Below are 16,580 nucleotides of genomic sequence, written 5' to 3'. Positions count from 1 at the left end.
AAGTATGCTCCCGCCCTGGAGCCTGGTTTACTTTAGGTATGATTTGAGATATGCCGCTAAAGACTTGAGGAATAGCAGTTGCTATACTTCTTGCAGCTTCAATCGCTAGGTCAGGAGCATAAAAAGCACCTGACGCAAAATTTCCTAATAACCCCATGCTAAGAATTAACCAATCCTTACGCCCAATACGCTCCATTGATTCCTTAATATATTCAACGTGGGCCGCGAAATCCTCTTTTAGTTCTTCAGTTAGCTGTGAGTTCTCGTTAGTCTTGAGAACTAAGTGATCCAACTTATTCCTGATATCATCTTTTACTGGTTTTGACATCATAGAGTTATCGACGTCCTTAAAGAGCATGAAATTTGGCCAAATTTCAATATCATCTACTTTCACTTCAACTGAATCTGAGTCAACTGCTGTAATCTTTAATTGTTTTAAACCGTAGTTGGGTATGGTCATTAGAAAAGGTTCGTTAATTTCGAGTTCCTTCTTCTTATGGATACTCGGTTTCGCACTAACTACTAATATGGCTTTTTTGGTAGCACGGCTAGATGCTATTCTGGCAATATCCAAACCATCGTTTACGAACTCAACAACGTCGTCTCGAACAGTCTTTTTCATTATAATTCTACTTTTTATATGCAAATAGGTTAGATTGTCATTTGTTAATGATAAAAATTTTTATAGCAATAGTTTAATTACTTACGCCACATTATACTCGTTTATACGCTATCTACGACACTTTATTGTAAGTAAATATCTTCCAAGAAATGTACCATGATTTCATAAATATCAAGGGCATTATTCGGTTTAACTCTTAGCAGCAGGGCTCTTTATATGTCCAATTAAGAACCCTGTTGCTACTTTGGATAGTTTAACTCGCCTGCTGAAGTCTAACACTTGAATAAGCATTTACTACCTGAAGAGGTGGCTTTACCAGGGGCGGGAATTCATCGTTAGTTTTTGTTAAACCAGGTTGATGAGAGCTAGTTACCAGGGGTTTATCAAATTTAGTGCGGCGGATTACTATGACAACTTCTTCACAAGTTTTCAATTCGAGGCGCTCACATATATAACTCATTTGCTCTTCTGTTAATGACTCACCGCTGGTCGAAAATAAGTGCTGAGAAAAAACCATAGCGTGATACTCCGTCTTACCATGATCTTTTTTAGAAATGTCAGCAACTTTAACAAAGGAACGCTCAAATAGTGTTTTTTCGGCAACAGCATCGATGTAGTCACGGTCGTATAGACCAGATGATCTCGCGCGTGATTTTGGGCTATTGCATTCAAACTTATGATATTTACTCCAAGAAGCTTTGGCGAACGGCAACGCACGTGGGTGCAGTCGGGCTACCTTCGAACGCAATTGGGTGCGAACCATGTCAACTAATCGAATCATATTGAGATCATCGGTAATAGTCTGCGGGTCAGTATATCCAGCAAAGACTACCACTTCGGCAATATCAGAAGATGTTATCGTATTGTTTTCTGTTGATGTTGAATCCTGCATTTCACCGACTGCTGTACCGACATTGTCTTGATAAGAGGCTATACATGACGCGTTATCATACCGAGTACCATCGAGCCTATGTGATAATCGTTCAATAGTTTCGATTAGCGTTGCTTGTTGTTCACAGAGAGATTCCAACGCATTCTGGCTATCAATGTGCACACGGAAATGTTCCTTATGCATAAATATACGCACTTTTTCATTGGTTATGTATCCAGTAGCACGTCCAGGCAGTCCTTGTACCACAGACGAAACATTTGCTTTACTTGATTCCCAGACGACACGTAAATCATTCTTGAGCTTTTGCCCCAGATCATCTCCTGCTCGTAATTGTGCAACAGTTAATATTATGACTCGATGCATATCGAGATCCATGTGTTCATAGCGTTGGCGGATTGTTGCTAACGATAGATGTTCGACCGAGTGTCCGTTTTTTATCAAATCGTTTACTCCAGCCGTATTAGAACTATTTATCATTAAAACTGCATCTGGGAATCGACCGCGCAACATCATGTACAGTTGACTGAGTTGCTTAGATTGGGCACGAACTAACATAACGCCCTGATCAAACTGGTCGAAATGTGTCCATGCTTCCTTAGTTTTAGTAGACGTCAGCATCGATGTGCGAGAACTTCCGATATTGATCAGTTGACGTCGCTTTGCATATTCATTAAGACCTGTGTAGCCTGCTAAATCAGCTCTGTCATGCATCACTAGCCCTAATTCGTCTTGATACGCATGAAATAACGACAAAAATGCAGTCAGTGGCGTAGCGCTGACTAGAATAGCAGTCAAATGTTGTTTGTTGTTTAAGACCTCAATTAACTGTTTTATATACACAGCATCATCACTGGCAGCATAATGTAGCTCATCAAAAAACAATGTATGTATTCGATCATAATTACAGTTTCTAATTCGTGGTGAACGTATCACCTGTAAATTGACATTTCTGGCGAAGCTAGCGCAAGCATTTTGATAGAGTCCATCAAAATTTATTGAGTTAGTGTACGTTATATTGACTGGATCAGTATGATCATACAAAGGCTCCCCTCTAAGATGACGTTCATACATGTCTATCACTAACCTTGCCGTAGCGTAGGTTTGTACAGCAGTAGTCTTTCCCGATTGAGTCGGAGAAAAGACGACGACAACACGATATTTTTCAATCCGAGTTTTATCGAGCATTTTTTTTACTAGTCGTAATGCCCCCCAATAGCAACCCAACAAATCACTCACATATGCGTTACATTCTATAGGTAAGTCCTCAGGTTTTATTTTTAAAATTTCTTCAAAAATAAACTTTTTCTTTTTTTGTTTTTCTTCGTGATTAGACAATAATTTTTCTTTAACAATCATAACAATTTATTGGATGCGCAATTTCTATAATAGGAAGCTGCTGATTATATTCATGAATAATTAAATGACAAATCCACGAAATGTTAGAATTGTTAAATGAAAGTTTTCATTTAACCCCCCAACACAAGGTGTTAAAATACTGTTGAAAAAGCGATAGATCTAACTTGAAATTGCCTTAAATGTTGAACTTTAAGTAGAAAATAAAAAAGTCATTTTTTAACATTTGAGTGGTCATTATTTGTTCTAAGAATGGCAATTACTTCCCATTTCATTAACTATCTTAAATTTTCTACTGCCGTTTCCATAATTTTACGCTTGGTCTTCTTGCTTGATTTAGCTTGAGGTGACTGCTTGTTTGAGTCGGTCAAGAAGCGCAGGCTGGCTGTATTTGGCTGTTCCATGAAGGTGGAAGCTGTACAATATGAGGCGATAATGTCGAGAGAAGAGATGCGTCAAGCGATCTTCGAATACGTTGAGGTTGATTATAATCGGACGAGAAGGCACAGTGCTCTTGGGTATCTAAGCCCAGTTAACTTTGAAAAGCAAAATGTCGCTTAATGAAGTGTTCAGTCTGACTGGAGCAGATCACTAGCACTTGCGCCAATAATTTTAGGCTGCTCTCGTAAGAATAACCCTGAAATTTCACCAAATGTAGCCTTCAGCGCAATCACTGGCTCAATAAAGAGTTTTAGAACTATTTGCCCAAGAACAAAAACGCTGACACCAGATATACCAGTGACTAAGATTTGGATATCCATGTTACCTCTTATCGATGAATTCAACTGCGTTATAACACCTTGCTAAGTTGTGAGTAAACGTGTGCCATGTCTGAGCGAAGCGAGTTCGGCACGATCAGACTTAAGCAACTTGTTATACTACAGGTTCGTTTAAATCCAACGTTCCAAGAGGATGTGTCGTAGAGTCAAAGAAGTATAGATCTTTGCCTTGTAAACATTGAGATAATCGAGATTTAAACGAAACGATTTCGGCATTATCGAGAAGCGGCCACACACTTATAGCAACACGAGATATACGGCTATCGTTTATCGCATCAATGATATGTTGATCGTAATCCTTATGTAACGAATGACCGATCACCACTAAGCCACCCTTGGTTTTGGTTAGTTTTTCAAAGCAAAAACGTAAATAATCGTTACGCTTAATTCTTGATAATTTCCATTCTGAACTACCTTCAGAAATGAATAGCGGAAATCTTTCAGGGTGAGCAAGATCAAATAGGTCTGTTAAACGTTCTAACCCGTTAGCTGTTAGCTTTTGAGTTTTTCCGTCACTACGTTCAACCAAATGTATAGCTCCATGCAGATAGTGAAGCTTAGTTCTATCGGCTGGCACTTCTGTGTCTGAGACATCAAAACAGTTTCCCTCACCCCAGAAATAGTCCTTGAAGCGCCATAAATCTGAATCCATAACTGCCCAATAGGGAATTAGATCATAATTTGTTGTAAATACATTTTTGTATGATCTTAACTGTCTATTGATCTCCGCCACATCTGCGACACCTGGCGAAATATGTGCGTAGTTAACAGCCGATCCGAGCGCATTCTTAGTGTTTTCATACAGATGCTGGATGTCGTCTTTCTGTGGCTCACCAAGTTGCTCATCGACTAGCTTAGCGTGATACAAAATCCTCAATACATCTTCAAAGTTTGAACTATTTAAGTGATCAAATAGTGCTAAGCCCTCAGTTTCAAGCTGAACATCAACACGATCACTTTTGGCAAGGTCAAAGAGTGTCCCATAACCAAACTTTTCCCATATATTGATACTAAAGCCGTTTCCCAAAAGTAAATTTTTCCAGCCGTGTTCGGAAAGTTCGTCCCACTGTACTAAATTTTCATCAATCTTTAATTCTGGCAATTTTGCCTCCTAGTTTGATATGTAGCATATCAACGCCTAGCTAAGCTGCACGAAACCTTGGCATAAACTTTTGCGAAGCAAAAATGCCAAGCCTGTAGTGTCCGCTTAAGCGCATTGTTAGGTAACTTTCTCACCAATTCTAGTTACTACATCATTCATTGTGTAATGTACAAACTGCTTTCCCAACTCAGTGAGCACATATGGTTTACTATTTTCAAATGCAGATTCTGTAGTGCGTGAGCCTGATTTTTTAGGTGCTGGTTTACGCTTAAGAAACTGACCATCGTATGTTGTTTCTCTAGCCTGCCGAATTACGCCACCAGTGCTTAAGTCACGGATTAGTAATTTATATAAATCAGCTTCTGCTGAATCTTCACGTGGGACATTACCATTGATCGCAGACCAAATATCATAGCGAGTTACACCAGGTTCCTTATAAATTTCACGAATAACTGCAAAATGTGATTCATGGTATCCAGCTAACCAATCGATAAATAAACGCACAACGTCATCAGAACAAACACGCGCACCTGCTGAGTTACTAATTAGGTTGGCAATGTACTTGCGTTTTTCATTAGTATCAGCGGCGTCCCATGTTCTAAAGGACTTTCTAACCAAATCCAAATACTCTTCACTTTGGAGACGCTCATCAACAGCTTCACCTAGCCTTTCAAAACTGTCGCTGATTTCATTAAGTGTTTGCCCCAAAACCTGCATTTTGCTTTCATGCTCTTCCAGCCAGCGAGTTTGTAATGAGTCAGTTTTTAATGTTCCTTCTTCAGTCTTTATACTAGCAGCCGCACTAATAAAGCCACCTACCCACGGAATACTGCCTAAAGCAGCTAAGCCAAACTTTTCAAGAGCACGCTTTTTCGTAGTAGGTGTAATTTGCGAAAGTTCTTCCTTGATTTTATCTATTTCGGACGCGCTTTCATTTGCTTTCTCAAGATTTTTATCTTCCACTGAACTCTCCTAGCTACCTAACACCGCGTTAAGGTGTGATGCACGCTTGGCTATACTTGAGCGAAGCGAAACTGCCAAGCGTGAGGAATCACTCTTAAACGCTTTGTAAATGTAATTTTACTCCAGTTCTTCTAGCAATCTTTCAAACCGCCTAGCTAGATGCTGGTTAGAAATGCAACGACGAATTGTTGGGTCAGTTTCAAGTGCCTCACATACAGGTAGCATTCGAGACTTTTCTTGCTTTAAGATTTCTAGAGATAACGGTGCACCTACGTTGCTGAAAAACACACTACGATTGTAACCTGCACCATACCCACCAGGTTCCCCGACGTAGCATTGAACAAACCAAAGAGCAAAATCTGTTAGCATTTCTGTAGGACAGTACTTAAGTCCTCCAATTTCTTGGAAGTTTCTTAGCATCTCACCATGCTGGGAATAGTTGCCCCAATGATGCCCAACGCTTTCCATTTGTTCCAAACTAGATTTAAAGAATGCTGATATTTGCGCTTTTTTGAAATAGGCAAAAATACCTGCAGCATGGGCTACTCTAACCAAAGCTTGGTCTGGTGTAGACCTAGCAATTTTTTCGACATGCGAACGAGCTGTTTCGAGTAGAACTTCTTTCTGAGTGTGATCTTTCAAAGAATGGAGAGTGTTATAGCAATTTTGCCTTACAATATCAGCCTGTTTCTTATTAAGTGCTGTACCAATTAAAAACCTATAAATTTCATTTTGTCGAGGCGCAGGTGCATGCTTGTAGTCCTCTATAACCTCATCACAAATTACTGCTGGTTCTGGGTTCTCAACGACATCCTTAACATCTGTAAGCTTCAGAAGATGAACAGGATCTTTTGATAAGACAACATCAATACAAGTTTTGAAAATATAAACACAATCCTCTACACCTGCCTCATAAACATCATCTTCGTGCTCAAGGTCTTTTCGAATATCATAAGCTCTCAATATTCGTCGGTATTCAGGACGAGATAATAAACCCATTCTGTAAGCTAAATCGATTATGCGCGAAACTGAGTAATTTTCTATATCTTCATGCTTAGATACTGGAGGAAGTTTGTACTGTTCTGCAGCTTCTTTCGCAATATCTAAACCAGCAATGCAGATTTTATCCCTAAGATCATGCATTGCTGCATTAAACATTCGTTGACAAGCGCTGCTAGGATCAACGGGCAATATCTTATTGACCCTTTGTATTAGATTCTTTGCTTGCCATTCGGGTCTAATTTCTTCCAATAATGCGGGAACTCCTGATGAAGCGACAATTTCCGCATTCGGGGATGGTATCAACTCAAATTTTTCCACTTAATCTTCCTTATTAAATTTAACGCCTTGTTAATTGGTGAGAAAACGCTGACCACAAAAATATAAATAACCGCCTAAAACACTGAAGCTAGCCGATACAAAATTGCCAAGCGTTTTGGAATCCAGTTGAACAATTTGTTATATGAATTAAATTTCGGACAATCTCTTATCTGTGACGTCGACTAGTTCTCTAAAAAACCTTATGCACTTATCTAGTTCATCTCTTTTTACGATGTGAGGAGATTGTTTATCGACCTGTGCTCTATGTACCGCCTCACCACGTTTACGCAGCCAAGAGTTAAGGGCTGTTCGAGCGTCTTTTGCTGTATGGAAATTTCCCCACACCCAACTTTCAGTAACGTCAATCCCAAAGAACTCTTGGAAGAGGTCTTTAGTTTTTTTTGAGTCAGGGTTATTAAACGTTTTGAGGTGGTCATTTAGTCTACCAGTTACGATGCTCCCAATTTGAGACCCCATAACCATGCCGTATTTTGCATGAATTAGCTCACTAGCAACGTCTTCAACGTATGTTTCCCAAGCGGTTAAAGTCATGATCAGAGTAGCTCTTTTTAGTACCTCTGGAGGTCGTAATTTGTTATTGCAATCATTCATTGAATCGTAACAGGAGATAAGCTCCTCGGAATCAGACATTGCCAATTCAAATTCTATTTTTGCTTGAGACATAAACTCTCCAATTCATATAACGCTTATTAGGCGGAATCTTTCCGTGTTTGCATTCCGTCTATGTTGCTTGTAACCATTGTGAAACTCAAATGGTATCAATCTGTTGTGTGAATCGAATGAGAGTTTCGGGGTAGAACAACGGAAAACTCCGTGTAAGAACCCAAAGTACGGATTAGATTTGTTTGGTCTCTTGCAGTACTCGCTAGGCAGTCTGTTGGACGGGGCTGAGAAGGTTTGGTCGGATAAGCGACACCTGTTACCAAGTGCCGCTCTCCTAAGAACCGTACGTGCAACTTTCACTGCATACGGCTCAAGCCTCCACTAAGGCGTACTATGTTACCCAGTAACCACAATGGTTACCTTTGCAATACTAACTTGAAGCTTTGATACTTTCTGCTCTTTGAATTTCCAATCGATGGATTATCATTGAGTAAAGCAAGGAGAGGCACTAACTTCATTTGAAGTCATCATTTGCGTTTCTCCATTAACAAAGTTCTTCTAATTTTCTTGCAACGGGAGACCAGCTGGAAGTGGGCTCACTTTCGTGCCAGACACAAGTCTATATCTGCATCATTACAATGCAGCTTTGGCTTTCTCCAGCCTCCTTTACCTGCACCACTATCGGCCACCATCACAGACAACTTTCCCAATGGGAGCGATTCAGGCTTACTGTGTTCCGCATGAAGCGTAAACGTCAGGTAAGATGCCCACTCTAGTGCGGAGAGTACAACGATCAGGAAAGGGCACTGCCCAACTCCTTTCCGACTCTCATTGCCATTTTGGCCACAGCGTATTAACCACTTCCGCTGCTTCATCACATAACGCACCTTTAATGGATTCACATACGTTCATCATACTGACACCCTAGCACTTACCCGAATTGTGGTTTCAGGAAGAATGTCCTCTCACGATTTCATTCCCACTCAGCCTAACGGCCGAGTATCGTTACATTGTCTGGTTCGCTACTTTATTCAGAACCATAGGGGCATCTGGTGATATAGATGGTTCACTCTTATCGTGGTGAACAACGCTTCATGCAACTTCACGTCGCACGGGCAGGAATGAGTTTGAACTAGGAAGGATTCCTTCCTAGTTGCCAGTAGGCAAAGTACGATCCGTTAGTTTAGTACCAAATATCAAATTGCATGTATGAAAGTAAGTATTCGCCATTATCGTTATTAGCAGTAATTCAGCGGCTATTATCGTAAACAACAATAATTGAGAATACTTTGTGAAAACCACCGCCAATGCACGATAGTTAACTCATCGCAAGTTAGTGACATTGGTGCGTCTAGAATAGGCTCTATCGAATGTAGTTAAGCCTTTTTCAGCCTTTCTAGCTAGCCTGACGTGCCTGTTGTATGACTGTTGGTAAATGTCCATTTTTGCTTCCTTATTTTAATTATATTTCATTCGTATTGTCGTTATTTTTAGTTCTATTCTTGGGCTTGATGCCAGATTTACTTAGAGGTGATGACTGGTTCTTCCCTAGCTCATTTTGTTTTACTCGCGCTTTGAGTCGGTCAAGAAGCACGGGCTGGTTTACGATATCCGCAAAACCTCTTTGAAGTTGTCTAAGACTGCGCTCTGTTGCTTTTGTAAGCTCTCCAATGCGCTCAGACGAGTATCTAGCCGCTTCATTGCAGCTTTCGCTGACGTCGATTGACTCTCTGATTGTTTCGATAGTTTCACCAACTCTTTCACTGAGGCTTTGTATTCGAGCGTTATCTTGTCGTGTGTTGTCTCGATTTTGTTCAAAAGGGTTCGACGTTCGTTTTGATACTCCGTCATGAGTTGCTCGATAGTCGCTTTGAATAGCGCTGATTGTTCTTGTAACTCTGCCCTTAGCATCATCAATGATTTTTCTTGCTGCTTGTTCGTTGTGAGCAAACAATTGCTCAACTGGCTTTCTAAGTGATTCATAACGCGGCTTCCTTCTCATTGCGTCTAATATTTTTATTAATTGTTCTGATTGTATTTTTGCTTGCTGCAACATTGCCGCTATCGCATTGATATGAGCGGCAGTCTTTCTACTTTCTATTGCTACGAGCTTGTCCCAGCCTGTAAGGTTGTCATCAATATCTGGTACAGGAAGAAAGTCGCTGGCGTTTGATGGAATAGGGAAAGAATCATTCATGCGTTGTGTAAACGCTTCACTCGCTTCTTTTCCCATCGAATTGTCATTATTTTTCTGAAACGAGGACTCGCCATAGCGTTTTAAATTAAACGCAGCTCGCCTTTCAATGGCAGCGTTCAGTTTCGCTCCAAGCTCTTCCAAACGCTCTTGCTTGGTTAACATCGTCGGCTCACCTTGCTTAATCGCTTCCAATGACGTGAACTGCTCTGTGAACGCAAACCCCTTAAGACGTATGGCTTTCTCTCTATCATCAAGTCGAATGCGAACAAAGTTATGGGAAGTTTCAACGTTGTTAATACCAAATGCTTTTTTGACTTCATCACGATTGAGCAGAGCGATTACATCTTCTCGGTGTCGGATTTTTTCTCGTTGAATAAATTCTTTAACGATAGTGTTTAGCTGTTTTACGACTTGTGACGTTTTATCATTTCTGCTTGATGGTTGTGTTAAACGCCTGCGTAGCGGGTCGTTAGGGTCAGCTAGGTCATATTTTAAATTGAGATAATCTCTAAGGATGTTGAAATCACGCTCATGACCTGGGTAAGCAGGATTAAATGATTTGCCTGTGCGCAAATGAATGCGAGGTATGAGAAAATGATTTTCGAGGATAGGTTGATGAGAGTGTCGCACCCAGTCTATCAGGCGTTCATCTTGAGGAAGCCCAGCAAAACACAGGTCTTCAAATAGCTCTCTCCACTCAGCTTCAATGTTTGGATTGGCAATGAGCTTGGCAGTATCATTTGAAGCATGTGAGATGACACCACTGACATACTTATGCTTATGAGGGTTGTTAGCAATCGCATAGTCAACCGCAACTCGATTACCGTTGATCGCCTCAGGTGGTGGGTTACGTTTCTTTCCTTTAATTTGCGAGCGGATATGGATAGCTTCATATTCAAGTTGTACATCACCACTATCTCTTGCCATTTTTAATAAATTAGTCGCGTCCGAATACTCTGATTTTTGTTCATCGGACAATGAGCAATATTGCCCATACAAATAATTGCTTGCGGCTTTGAGGTTAGTCTGCCCGACACCACTTTGTGAGAATACTGCGATTAGTGACACTGGTAGACCCTCCAACCGTCCTTAGTCGGATATTCATAAAGATAGTGGTCGTAAGGCTGAGCAAATATCTGCATCATCCTCAAGTCATGATCATCAAACTGCTTCTGTAAGTAGTTAAGCTCAGCGAGCACTTGAACAGTTTCAATGCCGCTTTTGTGCGTGTTGCACCATCTGGCAAGCTGGTTAAGTAGTGAGTTGAACCTAACTCGCTCAAGCGCCACAGCATTCAATTCAGATTGTAGTTTTTGCGTAAACGGGATTCTAATCTGTACTTTATTAAGCGATTCAATCGCTAGCTGAGATACTGTCTTATCAGCTTGTTTCGCTTTGTGTTGCCATGTCTTTTTATCAACGATGCTACAGTTCAATTCGATACGAGCATTCTTTGAAGTGGCATAGTAAGGGTAGACAGATTCCACCATGGAATGCGTCAAATCAGGATGTTGTTTTAACGCTGATTTAGATACCGTCTTATTATTTTTAATCAGCTTATCTATTTCGAATTCGAACAGATTTTTGATGGTTTGGTCTTGCAAATACGCATTCTGTATTTGCTGTTTTTTATTTTTTTTAGTCATGATATTTCGCCTATTTTTAAATAGGTCTCATAAGTTAATTAGGGGTTTGGGCGCAGCCCAAGCGATTCCAAAGCGGCCGCTTTGGCAAGTTCCAACCCCGTTATTTCGAAGAAATGGACGTACGGGGCTGGAGTAACCTTGCTCTTTTTATTTTGGCTGCAAAGGCTTGATGTCGTTACTTGGGCTACTCTAGTTGATTCATGCCATCAACCATGTCGATAGCGGCTTGATGCTCAGGAGATGACGGGGGCTTTAGTAACTGAAGCTGTCCCTCCAGCGCACCGTTCCTCTTTAGTTCAACCTCGTAAGACTTTTGAAGGGATTTGTTTGAACTTTCCAGAGCTTCAATATGCTGCTCAAGACGGTCAATCTCTGCCGTTTTAGCTGCCATGTCACGCGCGAGAAGGTGGTGCTTATCTAGTTTGCTAGTAAGCTCTTTGAGTTGGCTTACTTTTTCATCTAGACGCTCATTCAACTGCGTAATCGTCCCTTCATGCTGTCGTACCAGTTCCACTTCTGAATTTAGATTTGATATCGTTGCCAGCTGCCGTTCATTAGTTGAAAGCAGTTCATCAACATATTTTTCAACCTCATGTAGCTCAGTCATCAGTTCGTCATTTTTGGCCTCTGCAATGCTGGCTCGTGCCTGAGCTAATTGCTGAACTTCCGAATCAAATTGATCCCAAATCGCGTTACAACGGTCATTAACTTGCTTCACAAATGCTTCTTCAATATCACTAAACCAAGCTGCTTTTTGTCTACTTACAGCGGTTGGCTTTAGCGCGTCGGTAACTACCTTATAAAAGACAGCAGCACGTATATACGAGCCTTTAGCCAAATTTTGCAAGTTCTTAGCACTTGTTGGCCACCTTGGAGAATTGGGTGGGAAATGAGCTGCATATATGTGAAAAGACTTACCCGTTGTGAGGGATAACCCACGCTCTTTCAATCGAGCAGTAAATTCTGCTTCAAGTTTATTCATGTCCATGACTTACCCCCTTACCTTACTAGTAAAGGAAGTAAGGTAAGGAAGTAAGGGAGCCAGTAATAAGTGAGCCATTATTGATACCCTCCCTCAGCGATAGTCATATCAATAACAGCGAAGATGGTTTCACGTTGTTCTTCTGTTTTGGCGACCTTAAACAGCAACATCATATCCATTTTAAACTCCTCAATCCGTTGTTTTGTGGGTTTAGAAATGTCGATATCCCCTATATGCCTGATGACGTGTCGCGCATGAGATTTCATTGCAAGAAGAGTGGTTTCCGCCATAGTGCGTGTACGGATGAAGTGGCTGACACTTTGAGCCAAAGAATTCAGTGAGTAGTCACGCTTGTCTAGTGATATTGAAGGGTTACGTTTGAGAATGCGTTTCTTTTGTATTTTTGTTTTCAGCGGTTTTTTAGTGCCGCGCACTTTAGTTTTTATTGTCATTTTTCTGACCAGTATTTTTGGCCATTTCAAAAAATGGTGCTCTTCTTGTGGAGCAATTTCTCTGTGTTTTTTTCAATGGTTAATGAATGTGCATATATCTAACCATGCCTTTTGCTAGCTGTCAAAGTTGACTTAACTTAAGTTGTTGTATAATAAGGTTAAATATTCGAAAGTGGAATATAATCCAAATGGCTATCTTGATGTTTTCACAGACTTTTTTCTCACAATCGACTCTCTAAAAGAGGCAAAAAAAATTTGAAAATAATTTTACCCAAAGTTGATTGTAAGACGCTGAAATATAACGAGTTAAATATTCAATTTGTGAATATTTTTGGCTGTAAGAAATGCTAATCGTAGACGGGATGGGACTTACGAGATGATTACGATGAGAGGGAAGGTTTTGGTGAGCAGACTAAACCCTATTTCGCATTAATCAAATTTTTTTCCAGGAACTCTTCATGAAAACGGTACTTAATGCCTTTACCCATTAGAAATGTAGCGAAGCCCATTTGGTAACTGTATCAATTGATATGATTTGCATAAACTACTATAGACAAGTACCTTGTTGCCTTTGGAAGATATACGAGTTAAGGAAGCATTAATTTTCTTGCTGATAAGCAATTAATACACGATAATACTGTATATACACACAGTCCAAGTTGAGCGAATGACAGAACTAGAAATTAAAAAATTGTTAGTACGGTACTTTCTAGAAAAGTATGAAAATTTTGTAGCTGGTTCTGAATTTTCATTTCAATTTGGCGAAAGACGAGCGGATTTAGCATTGTTGGATGCTGGCTATTTAACTGCCTTTGAAATAAAAGGTGCTCGTGACACTGTATCTAGATTAAGTTATCAAATTGAAAGTTATAAAAAATTTTTTGATTTTTGTTTTGTCGTGTGTGAACCAAGTAATTTGGCTGAAGTGCGAGCAACAATTTCAAGAGATGTAGGTATCCTACTGGCCGAAAGTGGTGGTATTACACATATTCGTCAATCAAAACATTTCAAACGACACGATAAAATGGTGTTATCCAGTGCACTAAGTGTTCAAAAGTTGAGCACCCTATCGAAAGGAAGCAATTTAAGATCGAAGCATGAATTATGTGAGTACGTATCGAAAAATAATACATTGAAGTCATTAAGACAGTTATCAAGAAACGAGTTTAATGAAAGATATGGAGTGGCCTCAAGATTGTTGAAACAAGAAACCACTCTGCATTTGACTTCGGATGATATATATACGATTACGAAGAAAGCGCCATCTTTGCTAAAGCGAAGAATCGTTTGATTCTCTAAGTAAAATTCGACTTTTAATGTAATAGTTCATGCGAACTGATATCCAAAATGCAGGGCTGATACCTGATGGATTATCACTTGCTGCTGCTTGGATCTCTTCATCAGCCCAAACACCAAGTGGCTTATATGATGCAGAGTCTCTAACGGTGTGCTTTGCGGCTCTTACATATCCACCATTGTTTCGACGGTATCTTTTATAAGTGAATGATTTTCCGTCTAAAGAAGCAATATCAACTCTAGGTACAAAAGTGCCGCCTTTCATTTCAATTTGCTCGGTGTTAATTGAAACGTAGTCGCCATATTTGATTGGGAACTCTTCACTGATACCCTGATAGATATCTTCTTCCCAGACCCTAAATTCACCAGCAATATCTTCGCCACCAGTTTGTGCAACATTCGATGGGAAACTAGTGCAGAGCATCACAACGGCCTCTATTTTGTCTGCGAATAACTCCGTACCTGAGCACGCTTCAATGAAAGTATCAACAACATCATTAATGTCTTTCTTTCGTACGAATTCAGCATCCAGGATTACATAGAGTTTACAGCTTACGTTTAGGTTACTTGCTATAGGAGTTAGGTAATATTCAACTTCTTCGTAACTTAAGTCATATGGCAATCTAACGGCAAGGAAGTCAGTCCTAGCAGAAGCACTTCTTACGAACTCTTCAACGTCTTCGAACCTGCCATCATCATCTTCATACAAGTGAACCATAGGGACGATGTTCAAGTCACAATGAAGGTCAAAAAGAAAATACTGCCACTCTTTAAAACCATTGTGTTCTGATAACAATTGCTCAATTTGAGGATTGATATATTTTTCATTTGTACTCAAATCAAGTATAAATGGCCGCTTGTTTTGAATTTCGGCAATTTGCTTCATACGACGATAGATATCGCCATCAGGTGCTTTTTTCGTTTTTCTCGATTTAGTTAGTTCGTAAATTGGCAAAATCTTAGAAAAATCATCATCATTGATGTGCTCAAAACAGCGAAGTTCACCATCTCTAGTCTTTATGATAGGGAAATAGACAAATTCACTCATAGATTATGCCCGTCATAACCAAGAACTTTGGCTCTAATTCGAACAGCATGAGAAGACACTTGGAAGTGCATAGCAACATCTTCAACCTTTGACGATACGTTGGCTATGAATTTATTGAAAGCATCTTTAGGCATCAATAGTGACGCTGCAAAATCATTTGCCTCGGCTTCCATCCAGTTTGTTTCCCCATTTCTAAAAAAAGTTGTATCTTCGAAACAGTCACTGTTAGCGGCATGCCGTATGCGGTGTGCAATTTCGTGGGCTATCGTAAATCTTTGTCTATGCGGATGGTGTAGTGAATTAACAGTCATTACCCAACTACCTGACTTTTTCTCTTTCTTAAGTGAACCAGATTCTTCATCTTGCATTGGTTCATATCTAACGGCAATCCCTAGATGTCTGGCCAATTCAGATACATTGACAGGATCAGTATCCAACCCTTTATCTTGAGCAAGTGCTATTAGATGTTCAGGTGTAGACAAATCTTCAAATTCTGTAGTCGCTTGAGTTTTTCTACCAGATTTTCTAACGAATGCCATCTATTGTTCCTTTTTGACAAGTAGGGTTTCTTTGCCTTCTGATTCGGCTGTGTCTAATTTAGCAACACGTTCCGAAATGACCTTTATTTGTTGGCGTAGGGTTTGGTTTTCAGTTTCTAAAAGTTGTAATCGCTCTAGAGCCTCATCCACAGTTCCTAGTGACCTCTCAAAATCACCAGCAGTAGCATTCAGATCGCTTTGCACGACTCGAAGCCGTGATTCTGCTTCATTCTCAACCTTTGTATTAAGTACGTGATTAAATGTATCACTATGCATATATTTTTTTGTGATTTCTTCGGCTTTTTCTTCAGATGTACTTTTGATGTAAATTACTGATATTGCAGCAATCAAACCGTTAATGGCTATAAGGAAAGTGATAATCGTTTGATAAAAGCCCGTTTGAAATGACCACACATCTTTGAGGCTTATCAATGTTCCGTTTTTTACTAACTCACCAACAATGTGAGATGTGAACGGGTCGTTGATATTGTTAGCATTAGCAAGTGCAACAGAGTCTGCATACCCAAGATAAGAGAGCAATGATGGTGACGGTAAACACACAAGCAGCGCTAACAGCACAATGCAAAAAAGTAAGCACGTGATCAGGCTTACAAAAAATATTGTTTTATAGATGTTAAGGCTTGAGGAAGGCGCGTCTGGCATGCTTCAAATTCATTAGTTAAAGTAGATTTATCATACTATATAACTGTTTAATAAGAAATAATTAGCCGTAGTTTGGCATTATAGACCCTGTAAATAATTTTG

General features: G+C 39.9%; 16 protein-coding genes and 1 pseudogene. 2 read left to right on the top strand and 15 right to left on the bottom strand.

The genetic code is table 11. The annotated features are described in order from the left end of the window. Together AB4161_RS23035 and AB4161_RS23030 are read right to left on the bottom strand one after the other, a co-directional pair. A partial coding sequence (locus AB4161_RS23035) for a hypothetical protein (protein WP_372084470.1) occupies window positions 1-622 on the bottom strand: 622 nt, incomplete at its 3' end. Between the two features lie 253 nt (window positions 623-875). After that, entirely contained in the window at window positions 876-2,870 is a 1,995-nt protein-coding gene (locus tag AB4161_RS23030) for a hypothetical protein (RefSeq protein WP_372084469.1), read from the bottom strand. 396 nt (window positions 2,871-3,266) lie between these two features. Here AB4161_RS23030 and AB4161_RS23025 point away from each other — a divergent pair. Next, window positions 3,267-3,428: pseudogene (locus tag AB4161_RS23025) on the top strand (IS3 family transposase); the annotation flags it as partial. Window positions 3,429-3,436: 8 nt separating this feature from the next. Here the strand turns inward: AB4161_RS23025 and AB4161_RS23020 are convergent. The 10 genes from AB4161_RS23020 to AB4161_RS22975 all read right to left on the bottom strand — a co-directional run bounded on the left by AB4161_RS23020 (window position 3,437) and on the right by AB4161_RS22975 (window position 12,962). After that, complete coding sequence (locus AB4161_RS23020) at window positions 3,437-3,628, bottom strand: hypothetical protein (RefSeq protein WP_372084468.1); 192 nt, start codon at window positions 3,626-3,628, stop codon at window positions 3,437-3,439. A 112-nt stretch (window positions 3,629-3,740) separates the two neighbouring features. Then, window positions 3,741-4,748 (bottom strand): DUF4917 family protein, encoded by a 1,008-nt coding sequence (locus AB4161_RS23015; protein WP_372084467.1) that lies wholly within the window; start codon window positions 4,746-4,748, stop codon window positions 3,741-3,743. A gap of 117 nt (window positions 4,749-4,865) precedes the next feature. After that, window positions 4,866-5,711: a hypothetical protein gene (locus AB4161_RS23010; RefSeq protein ID WP_372084466.1), complete on the bottom strand. Its 846-nt coding sequence runs from the start codon at window positions 5,709-5,711 to the stop codon at window positions 4,866-4,868. A 117-nt stretch (window positions 5,712-5,828) separates the two neighbouring features. After that, a complete protein-coding gene (locus AB4161_RS23005; protein WP_372084464.1) occupies window positions 5,829-7,031 on the bottom strand; it encodes a hypothetical protein in 1,203 nt (400 codons plus the stop codon). A gap of 147 nt (window positions 7,032-7,178) precedes the next feature. Continuing rightward, window positions 7,179-7,715, bottom strand: coding sequence for a HEPN domain-containing protein (locus AB4161_RS23000; protein WP_372084462.1), 537 nt, complete (start codon window positions 7,713-7,715; stop codon window positions 7,179-7,181). A gap of 536 nt (window positions 7,716-8,251) precedes the next feature. Further along, window positions 8,252-8,530 carry a hypothetical protein gene (locus tag AB4161_RS22995; protein ID WP_372084460.1) on the bottom strand — a complete coding sequence of 93 codons (279 nt, stop codon included), beginning with the start codon at window positions 8,528-8,530 and terminating at the stop codon, window positions 8,252-8,254. Between the two features lie 587 nt (window positions 8,531-9,117). After that, window positions 9,118-10,920: a hypothetical protein gene (locus AB4161_RS22990; RefSeq protein ID WP_372084458.1), complete on the bottom strand. Its 1,803-nt coding sequence runs from the start codon at window positions 10,918-10,920 to the stop codon at window positions 9,118-9,120. After that, on the bottom strand, window positions 10,911-11,498 hold the full coding sequence (locus AB4161_RS22985) for a hypothetical protein (RefSeq protein ID WP_372084456.1): 588 nt from the start codon (window positions 11,496-11,498) through the stop codon (window positions 10,911-10,913). Before AB4161_RS22985 ends, AB4161_RS22990 begins: the two co-directional genes overlap by 10 nt. Before the next feature lie 184 nt (window positions 11,499-11,682). Next, a complete protein-coding gene (locus AB4161_RS22980) occupies window positions 11,683-12,486 on the bottom strand; it encodes a hypothetical protein (RefSeq protein ID WP_372084454.1) in 804 nt (267 codons plus the stop codon). Window positions 12,487-12,557: 71 nt separating this feature from the next. Further along, on the bottom strand, window positions 12,558-12,962 hold the full coding sequence (locus AB4161_RS22975; RefSeq protein WP_372084452.1) for a hypothetical protein: 405 nt from the start codon (window positions 12,960-12,962) through the stop codon (window positions 12,558-12,560). A gap of 637 nt (window positions 12,963-13,599) precedes the next feature. Between AB4161_RS22975 and AB4161_RS22970 the strand changes: the two genes are divergently transcribed. Then, on the top strand, window positions 13,600-14,223 hold the full coding sequence (locus AB4161_RS22970) for a sce7726 family protein (protein ID WP_372084451.1): 624 nt from the start codon (window positions 13,600-13,602) through the stop codon (window positions 14,221-14,223). Here the strand turns inward: AB4161_RS22970 and AB4161_RS22965 are convergent. From AB4161_RS22965 to AB4161_RS22955, 3 genes are read right to left on the bottom strand one after another with little or no spacing between them, the layout of a single operon-like run. Continuing rightward, window positions 14,203-15,276: a beta family protein gene (locus AB4161_RS22965; RefSeq protein ID WP_372084449.1), complete on the bottom strand. Its 1,074-nt coding sequence runs from the start codon at window positions 15,274-15,276 to the stop codon at window positions 14,203-14,205. The two genes, AB4161_RS22970 and AB4161_RS22965, sit on opposite strands and share 21 nt — an antisense overlap. Then, window positions 15,273-15,815, bottom strand: coding sequence for an ImmA/IrrE family metallo-endopeptidase (locus AB4161_RS22960; protein ID WP_372084447.1), 543 nt, complete (start codon window positions 15,813-15,815; stop codon window positions 15,273-15,275). Before AB4161_RS22960 ends, AB4161_RS22965 begins: the two co-directional genes overlap by 4 nt. Continuing rightward, entirely contained in the window at window positions 15,816-16,478 is a 663-nt protein-coding gene (locus tag AB4161_RS22955; RefSeq protein WP_372084445.1) for a phosphohydrolase, read from the bottom strand. Window positions 16,479-16,580: the final 102 nt, after the last annotated feature.

The sequence above is a fragment of the Vibrio sp. 10N.286.51.E5 genome (genome assembly GCF_041469125.1).
Lineage (GTDB): Bacteria > Pseudomonadota > Gammaproteobacteria > Enterobacterales > Vibrionaceae > Vibrio > Vibrio crassostreae_C.
Note: the sequence above shows the minus strand (reverse complement) of the source record. Positions and strands in the feature narration are given on the sequence as shown.

What these genes read in the sequence shown, in the direction of transcription:
- AB4161_RS23030 (WP_372084469.1), bottom strand. Translation starts at nt 2,870, where the DNA reads ATGATTGTTAAAGAAAAATTATTGTCTAATCACGAAGAAAAACAAAAA.
- AB4161_RS23020 (WP_372084468.1), bottom strand. Translation starts at nt 3,628, where the DNA reads ATGGATATCCAAATCTTAGTCACTGGTATATCTGGTGTCAGCGTTTTT.
- AB4161_RS23000 (WP_372084462.1), bottom strand. Translation starts at nt 7,715, where the DNA reads ATGTCTCAAGCAAAAATAGAATTTGAATTGGCAATGTCTGATTCCGAG.
- AB4161_RS22995 (WP_372084460.1), bottom strand. Translation starts at nt 8,530, where the DNA reads ATGAAGCAGCGGAAGTGGTTAATACGCTGTGGCCAAAATGGCAATGAG.
- AB4161_RS22985 (WP_372084456.1), bottom strand. Translation starts at nt 11,498, where the DNA reads ATGACTAAAAAAAATAAAAAACAGCAAATACAGAATGCGTATTTGCAA.
- AB4161_RS22980 (WP_372084454.1), bottom strand. Translation starts at nt 12,486, where the DNA reads ATGGACATGAATAAACTTGAAGCAGAATTTACTGCTCGATTGAAAGAG.
- AB4161_RS22970 (WP_372084451.1), top strand. Translation starts at nt 13,600, where the DNA reads ATGACAGAACTAGAAATTAAAAAATTGTTAGTACGGTACTTTCTAGAA.
- AB4161_RS22965 (WP_372084449.1), bottom strand. Translation starts at nt 15,276, where the DNA reads ATGAGTGAATTTGTCTATTTCCCTATCATAAAGACTAGAGATGGTGAA.
- AB4161_RS22960 (WP_372084447.1), bottom strand. Translation starts at nt 15,815, where the DNA reads ATGGCATTCGTTAGAAAATCTGGTAGAAAAACTCAAGCGACTACAGAA.
- AB4161_RS22955 (WP_372084445.1), bottom strand. Translation starts at nt 16,478, where the DNA reads ATGCCAGACGCGCCTTCCTCAAGCCTTAACATCTATAAAACAATATTT.